This is a genomic window from Pseudomonas sp. RSB 5.4 (genome assembly GCF_037126175.1).
Classification (GTDB): domain Bacteria; phylum Pseudomonadota; class Gammaproteobacteria; order Pseudomonadales; family Pseudomonadaceae; genus Aquipseudomonas; species Aquipseudomonas fluorescens_H.
Genome location: NZ_CP146986.1, coordinates 3,163,813 through 3,186,306, shown reverse-complemented (window position 1 = coordinate 3,186,306; position 22,494 = coordinate 3,163,813). Strand labels below are relative to the sequence as shown.

Genomic DNA, 22,494 nt, shown 5'->3' with positions numbered 1-22,494 from the left:
GCGTTGTAGCCTCTCGGCACACTGAAGAAATACCGCGAAATACTCATTACCGTTCGTCGGCACTGTCAGATTTTACAGGTAGGCGACCAGGCGCTTCAGGCGTATCAATTCGTTACGCCCTACCAATGTTGGCATCACCCGAGAGCGCTCTCATGGCAGACGATAATGAACAACCCGGTCTTGGCACTAACTCCGAAATCACTCCTGCGGCTAATGTCGATGAACCCTTGATGGCGCGACCTTCGCCTGTTTTTCATAAGCCTATGGATGGTTACGCGCTGGTAACCCCCGTGTATTTTCATATTGAGGCGGGCGAATGGGGTACTCATGAATACCAGTTGGACGATCAGTATGGTGGTCAGCGGTATACGGGGTATACGAATGAATTGGGTGTATTGTTCAGAAGCGTGCCGGCCGCCAGCCGTGCCGGCAGGGGCTTTTTCGGTTTCCGAGCGAGAATCAGGAACGAATGGCAACCGTGGGGGTTCGTGTCGTTTGACATCGCAACCAAACCACAGGTTACGTCTTTCCAGAGTGGCGCCGAGTTGGGGGCGAGGCCACTTGTCAGCGGTACCAAAGACCCCAGGGCTTCGGCGGTTGTTCTGGTTTCTTTTGATAACGGTTCGAGTTCCCGGGCAATTGTGCCAACCCCAGGTTACTGGACCTATCAACATACGACGGACCTCAATCCGGGGCCGCACACAGTCTCTGTCGAGTACTACATCCCTTGGGGGGGGCAAGACACTGGGCGTACGAGCTACCCCTTTACAGTCGTCTATGATCCTGCGCTGATCACGCTGCCTAAAGAAAATGATGTGATACGTGAACCCAGACCGGAAGTCTCTGGGACAGGGCCCAACGAAGGCGTAACGGTCACGGTTTACAGAGAGGGCGCGCTGGGTGGTTCCTACGGTCAGGCAACCGTCAGAAACGGCTCATGGATAGTCAGGCTCACTAAGGATTTGCCCGAAGGTCGTTTTGTTTTTCATGCTGAATCGAGCTTCCAGGGTACGCGCATCGGATATTCGAACAAGGTTCCGGTAACGGTCGACTTGCGGCCGGCCATACCTGCAATAACCTCTCCCGCGAATGCTTCAATGCAAGCAACGACTTTTACTGTGTCAGGTAACAAGGGCGAAGCAGGAGCTAGAGTTGTTTTGTTTGAAGACCTGGGTTCCACCCAAGTGGGCCAGAGCAATGTGTTGACTGGAGAGCTATGGAGCGCGTCCGTCACGTTACTTCCCGGGCCTGTTTCTCTGGTTGCCAAGCAATTCAAAGGCGATCATGAGTCGGAGCGCAGTGTGGCGCGGCTGTTCAAAGTCCGCCCTCCAGCATTGACGTCCGTCAGCGCCACCTACCCGACCCTCACCACCATCGAGTTTTTCGGCGCAGGTTTTACCGGCGCCACGGTCGAGATCACGATTGTCCGAGGTCCGGCAGGTGCGACACCGCCACCTGCCGTAGTCGTGACCGCAGGCAGTTGGAGAACGACTTCACAGAACTGGCCCATCGGCGACTACGATCTGAAAGTCGTGCAAAGGGTTTCCGATAACGCCGGCGGCTGGATTCCCTCGCAGGAATACCTGTTCAAGGCTTCATCGAAACTTCCACCGCCCTCTGCAGTGAGATACACCAATGAGCTCTACACCCCGACCTTCATCGGCGAAGGTGTTGCAGGGGCAACTGTCGAGGTCACCGACAAGGCGACCGGCGCTGCGCTTGCTCCCCCGGCGCAGGTCACGAATCAGGGCTGGTCGACCCGTGCTTTCGAGGCGTGGACACCGGGTTCGACCCGCACCGTTCGTGTGGTGCAGAAGCTCGGTGCAGCAGTCTCGGAAGCTGTTGAGCTGGTCATCAATATCGACCGTTTCCCACCGCCGACTGAGCTGACTTATACCGTGGTCGCCTACAAGCCGCGGATCACCGGCAGAGGGATAGTCGGCGCCACAGTGCAAGTGACGGACAAGCAGACCGGCGCTGCCATTGCTCCACCCGCGCCCGTGACGGGCCAGGGCTGGACGGCAGAGGCAGCGACACCCTGGCAGCCGAATACCACCAGAATCGTATTGGTGGTGCAGTCCAAGGACGCCTTCGCGTCCGATCCGGTGGAAATGAGCATCACCGTGCCGCTGCTGGCCCCCGTCATCACTGCCGTCGAAGACGATGGACTCTCACCGAAAATCTCCGGCACCTGCTGGCCCGGCGCGACACTGAGCCTGAAGTACAGCGACAGTGCGGTCGAGCACAAACCTGATGGAGCCAGCGGCACATGGACCTTTAAACGCGACGCCGGGTTCGCTCCGGACAAGGAGCACAGGGTGACGGTCATTCAGACCGTTGCCGGGCAACCGTCACCGCCGGCTTCGCAAACGTTCTCGGTCAGCCCGGAGAAACCGGTCATCACCGAGCCGGATGAAAACGCAGATACCCACTACAAAATGACCGTGCGCGGCGACAACGGCTATAGCGGTGCCACGTTGCAGTTGCGTGATGCGCAATTCGACCGGCCGCTGGGGGCGCCAAAACGGCTGACCGCTCATGGCGCCTGGTTCATCGAGCTGGAAAAACTCGAGTTCCGCAAATATCAGATAGATGCTGCGCAAACCATCGCTGACAGACCATCTTCTCGCAGTGATGTGCGCAGCTATTTTGTCGTGTTAGTGCCGCCGGTCATCACGGTGCCGGAGGAGAATCAATCGCTGGCGCGCACCTCGACGCTTTCGGGCACCGGCGAACCCCTTGGGCAGGTGACGATCTGGCGTGAAAGTCCGAGCGAAATCCTGCTCGACAAAGTCCCGGTCGACGCCGAGGGCAAATGGCATGCCGAAGTAACGCTGCCGGTCGGCAACTACACCCTGAAGGCCCGGCAATTCTTCGACACTCATGAGTCGAAGGAAAGCCCCCCGCGCACTTACAAAGTGGTGCCCGCTGCGCCGGTTATCGAGAGCCCCGGGCGGGGCGTGCACGTCGGTCGTCGGGTTGTTGTGTCCGGCTTCGGTCATCCACGCGACATGGTTGCGGTGAAACTGACCAGCAGCAAGGGCACGGTGCGCGCAAGCACTCCGGTACTTGAGGATCGTACTTGGTCGCTGACCCTTGAAGCGGGGCAGTCCGGCGGCACCGCGGAGCTGGTGGCGGTGTCCTCGTGTGATGGCTTCGAGTCTGCCCCCTCGGCTCCACATCCAGTAGAGCTGGGCACTTACCTGCCTGCTATCGATGAGCCGACGCCGGGAAGCTGGAAAGAAAATCCGCTTAGCTTCCTCGGTAAAGGCCGCACGGGCGTCGGGCGCGTCGTGCCTTGGTACAACCCTGAAACCGCGTTGAGTGCAGGCGTTGTCGTCACCGCTCAAGGCTGGCGCGGCGAGGCGACGCACCCCCTGCTTCCTGGCGGCTACTGGTGCCGATTCCAACAGACGATCACCGACGCTGCGGATGGCTCGACCGTTTCCGACTGGGTTGAAAGCGAGCGTTTCGAGGTGACTTCGATTCCACCGGGAGCACGACCATGACCGAGCCTGTGATCCGCCCAGTGCAGCAGTTGCTGAGGCAAGTGTTCAACGATGAACAGCGCGAAACCTATGCCGATTTTTGTGATTACCTTGAAAACGGCGGTTCGATTTTTCCGCTGGTCGAGCAAGGCGTGCAGGGGCTGGTCAGCCATTACCGGATGACCCCCGGCGACGCGCAGGCGTTTTTACGCAGGGCCAACAGCCTGGCTGTGTTTGTCCGGCGCCAGTTCATCGAACACTCGTTGCGCGGTTCGCAAGCCCGGGTCACGCGTCCCGACAGTGGTTTGTTGTCGATGGTCGCAGGGCCGAGCTACGAGGGTTTGTTCTCGACCAATTTCGATGAGTTGTGCCCACCGCAGGCGCTGGAGTCAATTGCATCCCCAGTGGCTTACCTGATCGAGTTATTGCGCTGGATCGAGGAGAAAATCCATGCCGTTGGCGGCGAGGGAAAACTCGATTTGCATGACCGCCGTCAGGACCTGAAAAAGCTGTTGGTCGACTTCAATGCCGTGCATCAGGCGGTGTCGGCGCTGGACATTATCGTCCCGGTGCTCGAAACGTTTATCGAGGAAAACGATGACGATACAGACCTCGAGGATGCGCTGATCCAGACCCGTTACCCCAACGGCCTGCCGTACTACCAGCATTGGGTCACGCTTGATTTTGTCGCCCGCGAACATGGTCTGTCGGTGGGCAATATCGCCCACATGGTGGATCTGGCCTATCCCTATTTCCTGCAGCCCGAGGCGTGGGACAACGATGCCGGGCGTGCCTTTACCCATGCGTCGCGGCTGGGGCCTTATCAGCGTGAATTGCTGACGGAGGCTCCGATAGAAACTGGCGATACCGACGCAAGGGACGACTATTACCAACGCAACTATGGAGCGCCTGGGACCGAGTGGCTAAACCTCAATCAGGTGAAATTCTTTGGCGAGCGTACGGGGCTGGACACCCGGGAGATCGAGGCGTTGCTGTCGATTCGCGAATTCGCCCCGACGCGTTCGGCCAACGTCAGCGTGTATGACAGCGAGCAACCGGGCGCTGACGAGAGCCAGCGATCCGGCTCGGTCTATATCAACGCCGCGACCAGCCCGGCGCTCGACATTGATTACAGGGAAGACAGCGAAGCCTTTCTGCATCGTTTGACACAAGACCCGGCCATCATTGACCGCTATGAACGAATGAATCGCAAGTTGCGTCTGGATCGATGGCTGGAGTTGCCCTGCGAGCAGGTGGATGCGCTGTTGACGGCGGCGATCAGGGCAGAGGCCCGTCCTGCGAAGCTGGCAAATCCGTGGTTGATTTCCACCCATCAGGTGCATGCGTTGGGCTTGTTTCAGTCGCTGCGTGAACGCTATGGCTGTTCCGCAGAAGACTTCGCGGCATTCATCGATGAAATCTCGATTTACGGTCGTGCCAATGTGCTGTCACTGTTTGATCGCACTTTCAATGGCCAAGGCAACTATCGCCAGCCCCTGGTGCTGGACGGCGCAACGTTTGCGACACTGCCGGAGCAGGGGGTAGCGGAGCTGACGATCAGCCAGTTGTGCAGCGGATTGGGCATCGATCTGCAGACTTATGCCTACCTGGCAGTAGCGATCGAACGGGCGCACAGGGGCAGCGGCAGGCTGGAGCGTACTCCGGCAGTCATTTCAAGTTTCTACCGGTTGGTGAAGTTGCCACGGCTGCTGGGCATTACCCCGGTCGAAGGCGTGCTGATGCTGACGCTGTTGGGCGGCGAGAGTTGGGTTGACGGCCTGGCAGGCTTGCCGCGGGTGTACACAGGGCTCAAAAGCGAAACCACACCGGACGTGCTCAATCTGATTTATGCCCTGCACTCGTGCGTGTCCTGGTGCAGGGATCGCGAGCTCCCCGTGCTGTGGATGCTGCAGCAAGTGGCACCGCTGCAGGCTCTGGCAGTTGCCACGCAGGCTGAGCAGCAGTTGTTCGAGCAGATCCGCAACCTGCTGCCTGCCGCGCTGTTCAACAACGCCGGACTGTCGATGGCTGGTGTTCCCTCGCTGGAGGGGCTGGACTGGCTGCGACTGTTGACCGTACTGGTCGACCCTGCGGGTCTGGTCATCGACCCGCAATCATCCGAGGCCGATTACCTGAAACTCGCCCGGGAAACGTTCGACCAGGCAATCAGGGAAGGGCTGGGCGAGGGCGACGCCAGTGAGCGGGGCATTCTCGTAGAGCGAATGCTCGGCGTGTTGTTGAAGGCGCGGGAAGCGCAGGTCTCGGTCGTTCGGGAGTGCCTGGCGGTGTACACCGGTCTTGACAGCGAACGCGGATTGCTCGTGCTGACCTGGGCGCAGGCCACGGTTTATCAGTTGTTGTCGCTGGTCAGCGAGCGTGCCGATCTTGATGCAGTTGATGCGCTCAGGCGCACTGCCGAGCAACCTGACCCGCTGCTGAGCTTGCTGGCTGATGTGCGACGTCGCAGTGCGGTGGCGAGCAAGCTGGAACTGTCTGCGGTGTCGCTCGAAGACTTTCTGCAATACGGCCACAAGGCCTGGATGGCTCAGGACGACCGGCACCTGCTGTCGATCCGCACCTTGTATTACCTGAGTGCGCTGGGTCGGGCCTTCGAGTTGAGCGAGCAGCCGGCGGGCAAACTGCTCGACTATCTGCGTCAGGTCAACGCATTGCCCACCCCTTTGACAGGCGATGCGTTGCGGCTCGCGCAGGACGCGGCAGCGTTGCGGCTGGCGGCGTTTTTCGACTGGAGTGTGCAGGAGGTGCGCGAGTGCGTCAGCCGCATCGACCCTGAATTGAAGATTCTCAAGACTTTGCCCCAGCTCGATTTGCTGATGCGCATCCGTGTATTGGCCCGGCATAGCGGCATGGACGCCCTGACGATTTTTCTCGTGGGAAATCTGCCGGAGGACGTAGACAAGGCCGCTTATCGTACCGCCGCCGAGCGCGCGCTGCTTAGCCTCTCAGACACCCGCGAGGCGGTGGTTACCTTCGCCGATGAGGTTGTGCAACCGCTGGTCACCATGACCTGTGTCGTGGACAAGACCGAGGTGGTGGCCGGTAAACCTGGCGAGAAAGTCCTGTTGACCGTGACCCTCAAGGACGCCGACAACCAGCCACTGAGTGGCGTCAATGTGTACTGGCAAGTGAGCCTCGGTACGATTGCGACCAGGGCCACTGAGACCGACGGAAAGGTGACTGTCGAGTATCTGCCGGGCAAGGTCATGGGGCAGGAAACGCCACTGTTCTGGCTTGACCTGATCGATGCGCAACAGGCCCCGACCATCAATATTTCCGATGACGCCGAGACGCTGTTCTTCCCGGCACCCTTGAAGGCCCAGGTGCCGCAGGAGCCGGTTACGGCAGGGCAGGAAGTCGAGCTGTACGCCACGCTGCGCGACGAATATCGAAACCCCGGGCGCAACCGTCTGGTGCGCTGGTACGCCGAACCTGCCAACGGCAGCAGCGGCTCGGTGGTGATTCGCCCCGAGCAGAATCATGCCGACTTCGAGGGGGTTACACGGGTCTACGTGTCCAGCACGTCCGGCGGCAAGTTCATTTTCAGCGTGCGTTGCGAGGCCAATGACAGGTCAACAGATTTTGACCCTATCACCTTCAACGAATTGCTGATTCACCAATGACCGTGTTGGTTGACGCAGCGTTCACCTCAGGATGCAGGACAAGACCATGACTCAACGCAATCTGGCTCCATTGTTGGAAAAACGCCGCACAGCCTTGGTCGAGTACTGCATCGGCAAGGCTGCCATACAAAAGTACTCCTTCGTGAAAACGCCGCAGGATCTGTTCGAGCTGTTGCGCATGGACCCGCTGGACAACTACCCGGTGCAAAGTTCGTGGGTCGCCGAGGCGACCAGTTGCGCGCAGCAATTCATTCATGCGGCCTATCGCAAGCTCGAGCCGGGTTACGAAAAAACTGTTTTCCCGACAGAGCACCTGAAACTCTGGGAGCTGTACAGCAATTACCCCGACTGGGCGGCGCTGGCGCTGATCGCGGTCTATCCGGAAAACTTCATCAACCCCTTTGTGCGGCAGCGCAAGACCCGTCTGTTCAAGGCACTGGAAAATGACTTGAATCAAACGCGGCTGAACGGCGATTCGGTGCAGCGTGCCTTGCAGGAATACCTCAAGGTATTCGAGCAGACCTGCAACCTGGACGTCATCAGCGCTTGTCTGGACGGCGATTCGGCTAGCCGTGCAACTTATTATTTCGTCGGCCGGCAGCGGGTGCAGCCGTTTCAGTATTTCTGGCGCAAGGCCGACATCGAGCTCACCGCTTCCGGCAATCCGGTCAACCCGGCGGCATGGAGTGAATGGCAACCTGTCGACATTCCGGTGGGGAATAGGGTTCTGGATATGCGGCCGTTATTTTGGGGCGGACGCTTGTGTCTGGTTTGGGCCGAATGGCGTGAAGAGGTGCGTGCCAAGGATGACGAGAGCTACCTGCCACACAAGCTGGACATCAACCTGGCGTTCATGAGCCAGAACGCAGAATGGTCGGCACCCCTGAGCTTGTATAGCGCTGACCAGGACAGCGACAACAGCGCGGGTGCCCGGTTGCTCGCGACGACGTTGGCCGATGACCTCATTCACCCCAATGGACGACTGGGTGTATTGCTTACCAACGACAAGACCGGCACGGCGGCGCTGAGGGTGCGCGCAACCCGTGATGTGCTCTTTCGTCCGTTGGCCGAAGACGACGGCAGCTGGCTCGATCACCTGGCCACTCATCGCTTCACCGATATCCTGACCTTGCAGCATCCGCTGACGCCGAAAAATCAGCCGGTGGTCGCAATCAAGACTCAGACCTCGGGGGATTTGACGGCTTATTACGGGCTGCAGGCGGTGTTTTCGGAGGTCGGTACAGAAGATTTTCTCTGGGTCAGGGCGCTGTGCCGGGCGAGGAGTGGAGTTGTCAGCGGATCCGCCGAGTTCGAGCTGAAACTCATCAATGGCGCTGACGGCGATCCTGCACCTCTAAAGGCATCAAAACCGCTTGCAGGCGGATGGGCCACGGAATGGATGCAACTCAAGCGCGTGAAAGGAGGGTTTACCGGGGGGGGCGAGTTCTCCTTGAGCAACGCCACTCAAGGCAGCAAGACCTTTATTGTCTCGCTGCTCAATATCCCCCGCTTTGTACCGCCGACGCTGGAAAAAAACGCGCTGGATGCGGCGCAATTCATCGGTTTCAGGCAGCCCGGAATGTTGCCACGCACACGCTTGAACTCACTGTTCGGCCCGTATCTGGTGCATTTGAGCAATATTTCCGTAGATGCTGTACTGCACTGGGACACCCAGTTCCTGACGGAACCGCCTCCGGCCGCAGGGGCGATCGCCGAGCCGAACGGTGCGTTCGACGGGGCCAACGGTCTGTATTTCTGGGAGCTGTTTTTTCATCTGCCGCATCTGGTGGCGGCCCGTCTGCGGGCCGAGGATCGCTATCTGGAAGCGCAGAGCTGGTCGCATTACGTGTTTGATCCGCAAGACTCGCAAGATTTGCAGGATCCGCAGAACCCGGAAAACCCGGTAGACGTGCCGCCGAGGCCTGAATACTGGCGCTGCCGCCCTCTGGCGAGCGCCGGGAATGTGGGGCACGAAACACTGATGCCCACCGACCCGGATGCGATCGCCTATGGAGCACCCCAGCACTACCAGATTCTGGTGTTCACCGAGTACGTGAAGAACCTGGTGGCGTGGGGCGACTGGTACTACCGACAGCTCACCCGCGATGCGCTGGTGGCGGCGAAACTGTGTTACGTGCAGGCGCAGTTTCTGATGGGCAAGCCGCCTTCTGCCCGGGCAGTCACCCGCTGGCAAGCACAGACCGTAGGCGCCTTGTTGAATCAGAGCGTGAGCCGTCCGGCGCTTGCGCAGTTCGAGCAGGAACTGCTGTTTTCCCTGGCTGACATTCCTCCCGCTGCCGAAGCGTCACCGATGATGGGACTGCTGGCGAACGAGCCGTTCAAACTGCCGATCAATGAGCAATTGCTTGAGCTGTTCGACTTGCCGGGGCAGCGCCTGAGCAACTTGCGCAACAACCTGACCCTGGACGGCAAACCACTGGACGTTCCGCTGTTCAGTCCTCCCACCGATCCCAACCAGTTGTTGCGCGATCTGGCCGCCGGTGGGGTGGGTCTGCCGCGGCCGATGGGCGGACGTCTGGTGGTGGGCGCCTTTCGCTGGCGCGTCAGCTACGAGGCGGCGTTGCGCGCCGTGCAGACACTGCAGGAGTACGGCAGCCAGGTATTGCGTCTGCTGGAACAGCGCGACCGGGCGGAACAGGAAGAACTGCAGCAAGAGCACCTCAAGGAGCTGGGCGACTACGCCCGCACGGTTCAAGAGCAATCCATTGCCCAGCTTGAAGCCAGCCTCACGGCCCTCGGCCAGAGTCAGGCCATGGCCCAGCAACGAGCCGATCGATACAAAGCCTGGTACGACGAACACATCAGCGACGCCGAATACCAGGTCATGGAAAAACTGCAGGCCGTCAAATGGATGAATGCCGGGACGCACGCGATCAAGAGCGGCGGCGCGGTCGTGGGGGCCCTGCCGAGTATTTTCGGCATGGCCAACGGTGGCCATCGTCCGGAAAAAATCGCCGATGCCGTGGTTTTCGGTCTGGAAATCGGCGCGATGCTGTTGCAGGTCGACGCAGATAAACAAGCCATCACCGAAAGCTACCGCCTGCGCCGCAGAGAGTGGGAGTTGCAACGAGATCAGGCACTGGCCGAGGTCGGGGCAATCGCCGAGCAGATCACTGCGCAGACATTCGCCCTGGAGGCGGCCAGAACGAGTCTGGAGCAAACCCTGCGGGCCAACGGTCAGGCATTGGTGCTCTACAACTACCTGAAGAAACGCGCGACCAATGCAGAGTTGTTCGGCTGGCTGCTGGGCCAGCTCAAGGCCCTGCACTATCAGGCTTACGATGCGGTGGTCAGTCTGTGCCTGAGTGCCCGATCGTCGTTGAGTGCTGAAACCGGCGATTACGAAACCGCTGAGGCGTTGCCGCAGGTCTGGCTGGACAACCGTCACGGACTGACCGCCGGTGAACACTTGCGCGAATACCTGCTGCGCATGGATCGCCTGTACCTGCAAAGTCATGAGCGTCGTCTGGAGCGGGTCAAGACCGTTTCGTTGCGACGGCTGTTCGATGACCAGGTTGATCCGCAGACAGGATTCTCCGACTGGACCCAGGCACGGGACGAATTGATCGACAAGGGCATGCTGGAGTTCCAGCTGACGCAGTTGTCATTCGATCGCGATCACCCGGGCGAGTATTGCCGGCTGCTCAATCTGGTCGAGGTTGATCTGCCCGTACTGGTCGGACCTTATCAGGATGTGCAGGCGACGCTGCTGCAGGTCGGCAGCATGACCGCTACCCAGGCCTCGGCGCGCTCAGTCGAGTACCTGCATCAGCCGGCGGGCAAAGTGGCACCGGTCGAGGTGCTGTTCAATCTGCGCAGTGGCCAGCAGATCGGTTTATCGGTGGGGATCGCCGACACCGGCATGAACGCCGGCAAACCGGATGATGGCTTGCTCAACCCGTTCGAGAACACCGGAGCGATCTCGCGCTGGCAATTGCACTTTCCCTGGCCCCAGAGCGAGCGGCAAGCGTCGATGCTCGAATCACTCACCGACATCATTGTGCGCGTCCGCTACACGGCCAAGGCCGGCGAGCCGACGTTTACCCTCGCCGTCAAAGACCTGGTCACCCGGGCGATGACTTCCCGCCAGTCAGGCAAGACCAACGGAGCAGCCCATCATGGTTGAACCCGTCATTCAGGCTAATGAAAGTGTGCTGCGCAATGGTGATTTCCGTGAGGCTCTGGAGTTCTGGGAAAGGGGCGCCAATCCACGTGAAATTTCAGTTGAAGGCGAGGTCTATGAAGATCAACAGATCAGGGTGCTTGCGGCGGGTAACCTTGCCTCTGTCTCTCAGCAGGTCACCGTACCTGTAGACCCGGCTGCGAACGCCAGGTATGTGCTGAGTTTCCTGTATGAAACACGGCATACCGAACCGGGCAGAATGCTCATCTGCGCTGGAGACGGCGCCCTGTTGAAAGAAATCCCGTTGCCACCTGGCAGTCCGCGCAACCTTGCAGAGGATCAGGCCCGAATCGACAGCGGGCAGCCGCTGGTTTTCAAACCGACGGCCTACAACGCTCCGCTCGATTTGCCGTTGCAGCGCCAGGAGCAGATTCGCTTCACAGTGGTCGCTCCGCGTAATGCTGATCCCGAGGACTATCACCTGAAGGTTGTCATCACCCGCATTCGCCTGGACGTGGAACTTGAGCCCGCGCGGACGCAGATGGTGCAGGTAGACGCGGAGCAATTGTCACCCGGCAAGCTGGTTTGCCTCTGTCTGGGCGCGAACGGCAGCTTCCAGCACCAGCTTGCGTTCGGACTCGACCCCGACAGCCCCTGGCTGCACACCAAGGCTGCGTTGGTGAGCGATGACAATCCACAAGGCGCCGTTATTGCGACGCCTGACTGGGGTGTGGATCAACCACTGGATTCACCGTGGACCCTGCAGTGTCCGTTGATCGGTGCCCAGGATCCTTACCTGTTCACAGTGCAATTGGTGAATCAGTACACCGCCCAGCCTTACTCGATGCAGGTCTCGCTGGGGCATCATCGGCTGGTGTTTCGCGAGGTGCTGGAAGCTGCGTATTTCCCGGTGTTGGAGTTGACGCAATCGGTGCGTCTGGGGGTGCAAGTGGCCTCCTGGTACACCGGTCAGTTTCTGGCGGGGCGCACGGTGACCTGGGCGAGTGAGGGGCTGGGGGTGCTGAGCACGACACCGACCGACGCCGAGGGCTGGGCGTATTTCGATTACCTGCCAACGGTCGCTGGCAAGCTTGTTATCCAGGCCTCGGTGGCAAGCCCCTACTATGCCAGCGGAGTCGAGACCACGACGCTGGACGTTCAGGTGCTGGCGACTGATCCATGGAAGGACGTAATGGCGGTGGCAGAAGGCAACGCCTTGCCTTGGGCGCAAAAGACCGGTTATCCCAACCGTGGCTCGACCTATCAACTGAGTGTTCGGGTGCCTGAAGTGTTGCGCGGCACCGAATTGGCAGTGCACTGGGAAGGAGATTCCCCTGCACAGTTAGGCGTACAGGTCCGTCCCGAGCTGGGGGCATTCGTCCCCGTCGGTACCGCGGATCTCAACTGGGAACTGATCTGCCGGGACGAGCTCGACGGGCGTTTCCAGTTGCAGCTGTCGTGCTCGAAGTTACTGCTGCGTTCAGACAGGAAACCGATGTCACTGGCACGCAATCTGGTGCGCATTGGCGACGTTCAGGAGGCCAACAAGTTTCCCGTGGTGGACGAAGGCGAGAGCGTGCTGTTGCGTGTGCAAGTGGTGCATATGGTCGCCAGCGGCGACGGCGATCCGGTCAACAATGCACGGGTGGACTGGCAGACACCCGAAGGCACGATTGCCACCCGGTCGGGGATCGGTGGCTGGGCCAGCGTGCTGTATCAACCGAGCCGCTCCGGGGAGCTGGAGGTGACCGCCCGCGTGCGGGCGCATGACGAAGCAGTGCCGGTGGAGCGACCGTTTGCAGTAAGGGCGCTGCAGAGCAGTCACTGGAAAGGCAAGATCAAGATCCTGTTCGACGGCAATGAGGTCGACCTGAACGAATTGGGCTTGCTGTGCTGGCGCGGAGAGCCGCACACCCTGCGGATACAGCCCACGCCCGGCAGTTCGCTGATTGGACAGATGATCACGCTGCAATGGCGTGGCGAGCTGCCGGGGATCGGCTTGACCGTCTCGGATATCGGCAAGCCGCTGATGCTTGTGCCATCGGGGCTGGAATGGCGCTTCAGTTCGCAGATCGCATCGAGTACCAGCAGCCTGTTCAGTCTGGCCTTGAGCACCCCGGGGCTTGCATCGCCCCGGGAATTGTTTGGTCGGTTGATTTCCACGCAACTGACGGATGAATTGACGCTGATGCTGGATCAAGTGACCGCCACTGCCGCGAGTCAGACTCTGTTCCCGTGCATTGGCGCCAGGCACAACTTGCGCTATCTGCCCAAGGCCTTGAGCCCGCTGGTGGGTTTGCAGGCAACGCTGGTGTGGCAAGGCACGCCGGCTGATGATCTGGAAGCGAGCATTGAACCGCCCCTCGATCAAGCTCAAATAATCAGTGACGGTGGTGTTGGCTGGTGGCTGGATTTCACCTCGAGCAAGGTCTCCGGCGCCTTTAGTGTCGGGCTTTTCTTGTCTGCCCTGGATCGCTCCATGAGCACCAATCCGATGCAGCTCGCTCACAACAAGCTGCGAATCGAAGACTGGCGTGAGTCAGCGGTTGACCCCGTCATCGGCAAGGATAAAGCCTGGAGCTGGGCCAGGGTGGTTTCGGCGTTCACCGGGCAAGCGGTGGCGCAGGTCGCGGTGCAGTGGAAGTCCGCTGACAGTTCAGACAGCGTCGTCAGCGATGCACTGGGTTGGTCCGGGTTTGGCCTGGTGCCGAGCAGTCCCGGTCAGCAGAACGTCGTGGCCAATGTGCACAGCCCGTTCGATGGCTACGAAGAGCAACGTGCCCTGTCCTTCAAGGCGCTTGCCCGTAACCCCTGGGAGGATGTGCGGGTGCGTTTCGATGGGCATGATGAACATCCATGGGGCAGTCACACCTACTTTCCGCGACGCAATGGCTCACATGCCATCGAAGTACTGCTCCCGGATGACAGCCCGTTGCTCGATCGGGAACTGACCTTGGGCTTGACCGGCACCGGCCCTGCGGAACTGGGCCTGAGTTTCGAACCTGCGCTCGGCGCATCGCGCCGGCCCTCGGCAATCGGTTTGCGCTATTCCCTGCGTTGCGCCGACCTGACAGACGGTGGCTTCGCGCTGCGCCTGGGAGCCGAGCGCCTGGCCAATCTGTCACCGGCCAACGCGATGTCGCTGGGAGAGGGCGCGCAGGTGTGGAAACTCCTCACTAGTAGTAGCGTTCAGCAAGTACTGGAATGGGAGCAGGAACTGGTTGAGCAGGTGACAGTGGTGTCGTCCATTTCCGGTCAAGGTATCGCCGGAGTATGGGTGACCTGGCGCAACGAAGATCTGGGGACGGTCACCAGTCTGACCGACTTTTATGGTGTCGCCACTGTGCGCTTCAAACCGCAGACGCTGGGTGCGGCGGTGCTGACGGCGACGGTGGGGGATGCGGTTTATTCGGAGTCCATCTCGATCTCCTATTCACTGAGTGTCCCCCGCGAAATTGTCGACGTCGTGGTGGAGCCTGCGCAGGGATACCCCACTGAGGAAGTCGAGGCGATGGCTACAGTGATTTCGGCATTGACCGGCCTGCCTCTCGCAGGCATTGAAGTCATGTGGAATCTGCCGAGAGCAACGATTGCCAGTGCTCGGAGCGACGCCCAAGGCAGAGCACGGACAACGTTTAAATTGCCGTTGCGTAGCGGTGTTCTGGAGGCCATGGTGCGTGGTGGATTGGGCGGTTGGGATTCTGCTCAATCGTGGGTCGAAGTCATGGAAGATGAGCCGGTATTGGTGGAGTTACACTCGGACGCATCGAGCGTCTATCAGGGAGAAACATTACCAATATGGGCCCTTGTCGAAGGCCGGCATTCCGGAGGGCCGTTTGAGCAAGCGTCCGTTTCCTGGAGCCTTGGTTCACAGATCATTGCGCCTTCCGTGACGCAGGTGGATGGCAAAGCGTATCTGTTGGCCGAACCCATGGTTATCGGTGACATAACGCTAACGGCCAGCATCCTGGCGGAAGTCGAAAGCAGCCGAAGTCTGAACATCAAAGTGTTGGATCCTGCTTCGCATCCTGACCATGCCACAATCAGGGATTTGCGCGAATTGAAAAGTCCGATTAACGCGGGCTCGGTCGCGCAGTTCAGAGGCACTGTGGTTTCAAGTGTTTCCGGCCAGCCATTGCCCAGACGAGAATGCTATACCAGCATGAACGGCGAAGCCTTCAAGCTAAGCTACACAGGGGCCACCGGAGAGATCATCGCGGAGTACTGGGCTCATGAGCCGGGTGTGGTCAGCTTTAAAGTGGAAGTTCGAAACCCCGTTGGTCAACCTGAAAAGGCCTCTGCATCTGTACTGGTAATCCGGCAACCCTAAATAACCCCTGCGCGCTTCCAGTCCAGGTAACGATTGACCAGTCTTATGCTCAATTCGTCGGGGCGCACATCCAGCCCCTGAACTGCATGAGCATTCAACTGCTCATGCAGCTCGGCCCGGGCATTGAGGTAATCCACCGTGCCGCAATAGGCCAGTGCTTCGGGCAGTGTTTGGACCGGGGCATTGCGCACGCGGTCGAGGGCTTCCTCGCGCAGGCTGACCACCAACACTTGATGTTGCTGGCTCAGACGTTTGACGCTGGCGAGAAGGTCTTCGGTGTCCTCGTCACGCAAGTTGGTCAGCAGCACGATCAGCGCCCGGCGCTTCTGCCGGGCCAACAGCTGATTGGTCGCGGTCGAATAGTCGGCAGGACGCTGACTGCTGTCCAGATCATAAACGGCGTTGAGCAGGACCTTGAGCTGACTGGCACCCTTTATCGGTGCAAGAAAACGCGGTTGCGCGACGGCGAATGTGCTCAGCCCTACGGCATCGCCCTGACGCAGCGCGACATGGCTCAGCAGCAGACACGCATTCAGCGCATGGTCGAAATGCGACAGCTCGCCATCCTGGCTGCGCATTTGCCGCCCGCAATCGAGCATGAACATGATCTGTTGATCCCGCTCGTCTTCATACTCGCGGGCAATCGGCGTGCGCTGGCGGGCGGTGGCTTTCCAGTCGATCTGGCGCAGGCTGTCGCCTTCGCGAAATTCGCGCAACTGATGAAATTCCTGACCCTGCCCGCGACGTTGGCGCTGGCGCACACCGAGCTGGCTGAGCCAGTTGTCCACCGCCAGCAATTGTCCGCCGTAGAGCTTTGCAAAGTCCGGGTAGACGCGGATCTCACTGCTGACTTCCAGCAGGCGTTTGCCTGTCCACAGACCGAACGGGCTGGGCAGGTTGATTTCGCAATGTTCGAAGCTGAAGTGTCCGCGCTTGAGCGGGCGCAGGCGATAGCCGACCTCGCTGAATTGCCCAGGCTGCAGTTCGACCGTCAGCGGCAGGTTTTCGAAGCTCAGGCCCTGTGGCACGTGGTCGAAAATCTCCACCACGACCGGCTCGTTGAAGTCATGGTTGAGCTGCAGCCGCACCTCGCTCCAACGGCCGAGTGCCAGACTGCCGGGCGCCTGCCGCTGAATGCGCGGCGAGGGCAGGTTGTTCAGGCGCAGCGCATCGATGATCGCCAGCACCAGCAGGGCCAGGAGCAAACCCCAGTTGATCGACAACAGCGTGGCGGGCACGTCGATGTCGAGGGCTTGCAGCGTGCCCAGCAGCGTGCCGACGGCCAGCAGAACAGCGAGCCAGATCAGCAGCAGGCGTGACGGTTTCACAGGCGCGGCGCCGGCACTTGGTCGAGCAATTGCTGCAGCACCTGATCGACCTGCAGACCTTCGATGTCCAGCTCCGGCGCCACTCGCACCCGATGGCGCAGCACCGAGAGCGCGCAGCCCTTGATGTCGTCGGGGATCACGAACTCGCCACCGCGCAGCAACGCCCGGGCGCGGGCGCATCGCACCAGCGCAATCGAGGCTCGCGGCCCGGCGCCGAGGGTCAGGCCGGGCCAGGAGCGGGTGCTGCGTGCCAGCCGTACCGCGTAATCCAGCACTTGATCGTCGATCGGCAAGTCGCTGGCGATGCGTTGCAAGGCCTGCACATCCTTGGCCTGCAACACGGTGCGCAGCGGCTGCACATCGAGCATGTCGGCGCGGGTCGAGCGGCTGACCTGACGCACCATATTCAACTCCTGCTCGGCCTCCGGGTAATCCATGCGCACCTTGAGCATGAAGCGGTCGAGCTCGGCTTCCGGCAATGGATAAGTGCCTTCCTGCTCGATCGGGTTTTGCGTGGCGAGCACCATGAACGGCTGGGCGATCGGCAGCGCCCGACCTTCGAGGGTGACCTGGCGCTCCTGCATCGCTTCGAGCAACGCCGCCTGGGTTTTCGCCGGTGCGCGGTTGATCTCGTCGGCCAGCAACAGGTTGGTGAACAGCGGCCCCTTGCGCAGCTTGAACTGCTCGGTGTGCAGGTCGTACACCGCGTGGCCGGTGACGTCGCTGGGCATCAGGTCCGGGGTGAACTGGATGCGCGCGAACTCGCCGCCGAAGCAACGCGCCAGCGCCCGCACCAGCAAAGTCTTGCCCAGCCCCGGAACGCCTTCGAGCAGCACGTGGCCGCCGGCGATCAACGCGGTCAGCACATCGTCGATCACGCTGTTCTGGCCGATCAGGGCCTTCTGCAATTCGCCGCGCACCGCTTGTGCCAACTGGCTGGCACGCTGGCGTTGCTGGGCGGCGTGGCTGGCGCTGCCGGGCTCGATCTGTTCACTCACGATGTGTTCCTCAAGGTTTGCAGGTGGGCCACCAGGCGACTGAAATCAGCGCTGCTCATGCGCTGTTTCGACACCGGGCTCAGGGCCTGGCTGATGGCGCGGGTCGGCTGACGGGTCAGGCGCGACAGCACCAGCCATTGCTCGGCCACGTTCAATTGGTCGAAACCGGGATACCGGCGGCGGGCGCGGCGCAGCACGTCCTGTTGCAGGGCTTGCAACAGCGTGTGCTGACCGTTGTGGCGCAGGATGAAATCGGCACTGGCGCGCAGGTGTTCCTGCAACTGGCGACGGCCACGCTGAGCGGGTGCCTGCAAAGGTCCGTGGCGCACACCGAGGTGCCACAGGGCCAGACCGATCAGCGCCAGCAGGGCGACGATGGCTTGCGGGAAATAACGCCAGAGCAAGCTCGGCAGCCCCTCGTGTAGCGTGTTGAAAATCAGCGTGACGTCGGTGTCGGCGCTCAGGTACCAGAGCAGCCAGGCGTTGTCGTGTTTGCTGATGGCCGGGGTCTTCCACAACTCGGCATCGGTGACCACGGTGACCGAGCCGAGGCCGTACGCCAGCTGCATCATGTGCGTGGCCTTGGCGCTGTTGGCCCAGGCCTGGGCGAGATTCTTCGGGTCTTCCAGATGGAACGCGGTGTCGAAACCGGCGTAGGCCGGCGCGTCCTCGTCTTCCAGATAGAGTTTGGTCAGGTTCGGGTACGGATCATCGGCCAGTTCCGCCGGCGGCTCCTTGAGATCCTTGCTCAGGGACTGGTGCAACTGCACCCGGTCCAGCAACAGGTCAGCGCTTTGTCTGGCCTGCTCATCCCACAGGGCTTCGGCGACGAACACCAGCCGCCCACCGGCGCGGGCCCAGTTCAACACCTGATCGACCTGCCGCGGGGTCATGCGCGAACGTTCGCCGAACAACAGCAAGGTGTGCCGACGCGGATCGATGTCGGGCAGCACCGCCAGCGTTTCGGCGTGGCCGACGTTGAGGCCGCGCTCGCGCAAAAACATTTCTGCCGCCAGAAAAGGATTGGCCTGCGCCTGGGGCGAGGGGCCGTGATCGATCACTTCCTGATAGGGCCGCGCCTTGAGGTACAGATAAACGCTCAACGCCGCGAGCAGGGCGACCATCAGCCCGCCGAGCAGCCACGCGTTGCGCCGGTTCAAGGGCGCGCTCCCTGCTCGAACAAGGCGCGCCAGCCGTCACACAGTTCCTGTTGCAGATGTGCCGCCGGCACGCGGTGCCCGTAGGCCATGTTCTGCCAGTGCAGCGTCAGCGTGCGACTGAACGCCAGCAGTTCAGGGCGCTGCAATTGCTCGACCCGCAGCAGCACCTGATGCTCGGTGTCGGCAGGTTTCAAGGTCAGGGCAAAATCGTGCAGCAGACGGCTGAGCAAGCCGCGATAGAGCAGGCCCAGCGCCGCGCGCGGCTGGGTCTGCCAGAGTTTTTCGGCGCTGGCGGCGATGTCGTCGGGCAAGGATTGCGGGGTCAGGTCCAGGCCAAATGCTTGTTGCGGCGCAGGTGGCCTGACGCGGGCGCGCAACTTCGTCCGGCGACTGACGAAGGTGCGCAGGAACTCGCGGTAGCGCCAGATCAGCCAGCCGACGGCCGTGAGCAACGCGCCCCACAGCAGCACTTCGATCAACACCGCCAAGGCATTGAAGTGTTGACCGTCGAGCCAGCCGAGCAGGGTTTTCAGCCATTGCGGTGGCTCGCCGGGTTTGCCCTCGGCCGGGGTGGCCGGGTCGTCGCCAAAGCGGTAGCGGGTCACGCTTTCCTTGTTCTTGAACGGTGGTTGCTCGAGCAGCGCCTTGATGCTGTCGTGCGCAGCCTGACTGGTCAGCGGTTGGTGCTGCAGGCGGGGTGCCTCCGGTGCGCTGGCGGGATCGGCTGCAGCCCATACGGGTGGCACCGCCGGCAGCAAAAGACAGACCACCAACAGCAAACCCAGAGCGCTGCTGTTCAAGCGCTGGCGCAAACGACGGAATACCAGCTCGATGTCCCACGCTTCCAGTGCGGTACGACGGTTCAGATACAGGCTGAAGCCGCAGGCGACATAAATCGGTTCCCAGACCACCAACACCAGCGCGTAGAAGGCGTTGGTCAGGTGTTCCAGCCAACGCCAATGGTGATCGGCGTCGAGGATCAGCGATTGCCAGTCCCAGTCGGTTTCAATCTGCTCTGGCAGCAGCATGTAGAACAGCACCATCAGGCCGATCCACAGCGCGGTCTCCAGATGCATGCCGATGATCGTCAGCCATTGCGCAGCGCCGGCATTGCGTTGCAGCAACACCTGCAAGCGTTGCTGGCGGGCGTTGCCGTCGAGGCCTTCGAGTTGCACCACCGGCAGCAGAAAGCTTCGACTCAGGCTCAGACGGCGCCAGGTCAGGCTGGCCAGCAGTTGTGGTTTGAGCAGTCGCGGAAATTCGCGCAGGGCCTGTTTCAGAGTGGGCGTTTCGCCGAACAGGGCCTTGGACAGGATGTACAGCGGCAGGCGTTCGTAGGCCGGTTTCAGCCACCAGAAAATCAACACCGCCAGCGACGGCGAATCCCATAGCAGCAGACTGAGCACGACGAACAGCGGCAGGGTGACGATGGCCCAACTGGTCATCAGCAGCCGACGATGCTGCTGGCTCATGAGCACACCCAGGTCCATGGCTTCCCAGGTGCTGCGTGGGCGGATCGCTACAGTGGCATCACTCAGGCGCATGGCGGGTCCTTCCGGCGAACAGCAGATAGGCCGCCACGGCGATCCACAACGCGGCACCGACCGCATATTTGATCGGCGGTGTGACCCCGGTCCGCGACGACCAGTACGCTTCGATGAACGCCGCGATCAGCAGGAACAGCATGACCCCGCACACCAGCAGCACGCTTGTGCGCGCGGCGGTTTTCAGTGCTTCACCGCGCGTCAGGCGTCCGGGCGCGATCAACGCCCAGCCGAGTTTCAGGCCGGCGGCACCCGCCAGGGCAATGGCGCTCAGCTCGAAAGCCCCGTGGCCGATCACGAACGACCAGAACGTCTGCCCGAAACCGATTTCAGTCAGATGCCCGGCCACCGCGCCGATGATCAAGCCGTTATAGAGCAGGAAAAACGCGCTGCCCACGCCCAGCAGCAAACCGCTGGCGAAGGTCTGGAAGGCGATGCCGATGTTGTGCATCACGTAATAGCCGAACATCACCCAGTCTTCACTGGCCGCCCGTTCGGCCGAACGCCCGAGGTGCCCGGCCACCGGGTCGTACATGCTCTGCATCTCGCGCACCTGTTCGGCGGGGATCAGGTTGTAGACCCGTTCGGGAAAGGCATACACCAGCAAGGCAAAACCGATCAGGCTGCCGAAAAACACTAGGCCGGCGGCCAGCACGAACGGCCATTCGGCACGCACCAGTCGAGGGAAGTCAGCGAGGATGAAACCCAGCAGGTTGGCGCCGAAACGAGTGCGGTGCCGGTAAAGCTGCTGATGGCCGCGCAACACCAGTTGTTGCAGCGAGTCGGTCAGAAAACTGCTGTAGCCGCGCTCCTGTGCCAGCGCCAGATGCTGGCACAGGCGTCGATAAGCCTTGGGGAAAGTGGCCACTTGCGAGGTGTCCCTGCCATGTTCGAGGCGTTCAAGCGCCAGCGTGAAGCGCTCCCATTCGGCCTTGTGGCGAGTTTCGAAAAGACTCTGCTTCATGTCGGCCCCAACAAGCCGCGGGCGATACCGTTGAGTTCGCTGACCGCTTTGGGCGCCGAGATGTGCAGCGGCTGGGCGAGCAGCGCGGCCAGCTCGTTGACCCGCGCTGGGGACAGTTCGCCTTGGCGTTCGGCGAAGGCGAGCAGGGCGCGTTGTTCGCTGAGGGTGAGCGGGACGGGCGAGCGACGCGGCTGGGCGTCGGGCAGTTGCGGGCGTGCGAGTGGGCGTTCGCTGTAGACCACCAGGGTGCCGGCGGCGATGTCGCCCAGGCGTTTGAAGGTCGGGTGCTGCAGGCAACTGATCGCCCCGAGGAAATAACCGAACGGCAGCATGTCGACGAAACGCAGCAGGTTACGCAGCAGCGAGGCCGACCAGCCGATCGGTGTGCCGTCATCGTGGATCACCCGCAGGCCCATCCACTGCTTGCCCGGCGAACGGCCCTGACGCAGCACTTCGAACAGCACCATGTACCACCAACTGACGGCAAACAGCAGCAGCGAACCCAGGCCCATGCCGAGCTGACCGAGAAATGCCAGCAGCAGGAACAGCACGCCGAGGATGGCTCCGCGAATGCCCAGGTCGATGCTGAAGGCGAGGCTGCGCACCATCAGCCCGGCCGGGCGCAACGGCAGGTCGATGCCCTCCGGGGTTTCCACTTGATAGCGGGTATCGAGTGGCGGGTTCAGCGGTGCTTTCCGTGGCGCTGCTGTGTTCTCGAGCATGGGCTACCTGATGGGGCCGGATCGGGAGGCGAGGTCTGTCCGATGCTAGCAGCCTCTTGGGGGAAAACGACATCACTATGTATTGCACATCGTGTGGTGCGCGCGGCTTGAATGACACAGCGCTGGCCGCGATGCGGGTTCAACGCCTAGACTTTGCCGATCTTCAGTTCAGGAA

10 protein-coding genes are annotated in these 22,494 nt (G+C 61.2%); 4 read left to right on the top strand and 6 right to left on the bottom strand.

Annotation, left to right across the window (positions count from 1 at the left end; genetic code table 11):
• Positions 1–152: 152 nt before the first annotated feature.
• Genes V9L13_RS14340 through V9L13_RS14325 form a run of 4 tightly spaced genes read left to right on the top strand, consistent with a single transcriptional unit; the run spans position 153 to position 15,603 of the window.
• Positions 153–3,509: a hypothetical protein gene (locus V9L13_RS14340; protein ID WP_338799858.1), complete on the top strand. Its 3,357-nt coding sequence runs from the start codon at positions 153–155 to the stop codon at positions 3,507–3,509.
• Positions 3,506–7,129 carry a Tc toxin subunit A gene (locus V9L13_RS14335; protein WP_338799857.1) on the top strand — a complete coding sequence of 1,208 codons (3,624 nt, stop codon included), beginning with the start codon at positions 3,506–3,508 and terminating at the stop codon, positions 7,127–7,129. Before V9L13_RS14340 ends, V9L13_RS14335 begins: the two co-directional genes overlap by 4 nt.
• Positions 7,130–7,175: 46 nt before the next feature.
• Complete coding sequence (locus V9L13_RS14330; RefSeq protein WP_338799856.1) at positions 7,176–11,276, top strand: neuraminidase-like domain-containing protein; 4,101 nt, start codon at positions 7,176–7,178, stop codon at positions 11,274–11,276.
• The gene (locus tag V9L13_RS14325) at positions 11,269–15,603 is read left to right on the top strand and encodes a hypothetical protein (protein ID WP_338799855.1); all 4,335 of its coding nucleotides are present in this window, start codon (positions 11,269–11,271) and stop codon (positions 15,601–15,603) included. The genes V9L13_RS14330 and V9L13_RS14325 overlap by 8 nt, the downstream gene beginning before the upstream one ends.
• Here the strand turns inward: V9L13_RS14325 and V9L13_RS14320 are convergent.
• Genes V9L13_RS14320 through V9L13_RS14295 form a run of 6 tightly spaced genes read right to left on the bottom strand, consistent with a single transcriptional unit; the run spans position 15,600 to position 22,319 of the window.
• Complete coding sequence (locus V9L13_RS14320; RefSeq protein WP_338799854.1) at positions 15,600–16,931, bottom strand: DUF58 domain-containing protein; 1,332 nt, start codon at positions 16,929–16,931, stop codon at positions 15,600–15,602. The genes V9L13_RS14325 and V9L13_RS14320 overlap by 4 nt on opposite strands.
• Positions 16,928–17,929 carry a MoxR family ATPase gene (locus tag V9L13_RS14315; RefSeq protein WP_338799853.1) on the bottom strand — a complete coding sequence of 334 codons (1,002 nt, stop codon included), beginning with the start codon at positions 17,927–17,929 and terminating at the stop codon, positions 16,928–16,930. The genes V9L13_RS14320 and V9L13_RS14315 overlap by 4 nt, the downstream gene beginning before the upstream one ends.
• On the bottom strand, positions 17,926–19,089 hold the full coding sequence (locus V9L13_RS14310) for a DUF4350 domain-containing protein (protein WP_338799852.1): 1,164 nt from the start codon (positions 19,087–19,089) through the stop codon (positions 17,926–17,928). The genes V9L13_RS14315 and V9L13_RS14310 overlap by 4 nt, the downstream gene beginning before the upstream one ends.
• Positions 19,086–20,633: a DUF4129 domain-containing protein gene (locus V9L13_RS14305; RefSeq protein WP_338799851.1), complete on the bottom strand. Its 1,548-nt coding sequence runs from the start codon at positions 20,631–20,633 to the stop codon at positions 19,086–19,088. The genes V9L13_RS14310 and V9L13_RS14305 overlap by 4 nt, the downstream gene beginning before the upstream one ends.
• A complete protein-coding gene (locus V9L13_RS14300) occupies positions 20,620–21,597 on the bottom strand; it encodes a stage II sporulation protein M (RefSeq protein ID WP_338799850.1) in 978 nt (325 codons plus the stop codon). The genes V9L13_RS14305 and V9L13_RS14300 overlap by 14 nt, the downstream gene beginning before the upstream one ends.
• Positions 21,594–22,319: an RDD family protein gene (locus V9L13_RS14295; protein ID WP_338799849.1), complete on the bottom strand. Its 726-nt coding sequence runs from the start codon at positions 22,317–22,319 to the stop codon at positions 21,594–21,596. The genes V9L13_RS14300 and V9L13_RS14295 overlap by 4 nt, the downstream gene beginning before the upstream one ends.
• Positions 22,320–22,494 lie beyond the last annotated feature (175 nt).

What these genes read in the sequence shown, in the direction of transcription:
- V9L13_RS14330 (WP_338799856.1), top strand. Translation starts at nt 7,176, where the DNA reads ATGACTCAACGCAATCTGGCTCCATTGTTGGAAAAACGCCGCACAGCC.
- V9L13_RS14295 (WP_338799849.1), bottom strand. Translation starts at nt 22,319, where the DNA reads ATGCTCGAGAACACAGCAGCGCCACGGAAAGCACCGCTGAACCCGCCA.
- V9L13_RS14325 (WP_338799855.1), top strand. Translation starts at nt 11,269, where the DNA reads ATGGTTGAACCCGTCATTCAGGCTAATGAAAGTGTGCTGCGCAATGGT.
- V9L13_RS14305 (WP_338799851.1), bottom strand. Translation starts at nt 20,633, where the DNA reads ATGCGCCTGAGTGATGCCACTGTAGCGATCCGCCCACGCAGCACCTGG.
- V9L13_RS14300 (WP_338799850.1), bottom strand. Translation starts at nt 21,597, where the DNA reads ATGAAGCAGAGTCTTTTCGAAACTCGCCACAAGGCCGAATGGGAGCGC.
- V9L13_RS14335 (WP_338799857.1), top strand. Translation starts at nt 3,506, where the DNA reads ATGACCGAGCCTGTGATCCGCCCAGTGCAGCAGTTGCTGAGGCAAGTG.
- V9L13_RS14340 (WP_338799858.1), top strand. Translation starts at nt 153, where the DNA reads ATGGCAGACGATAATGAACAACCCGGTCTTGGCACTAACTCCGAAATC.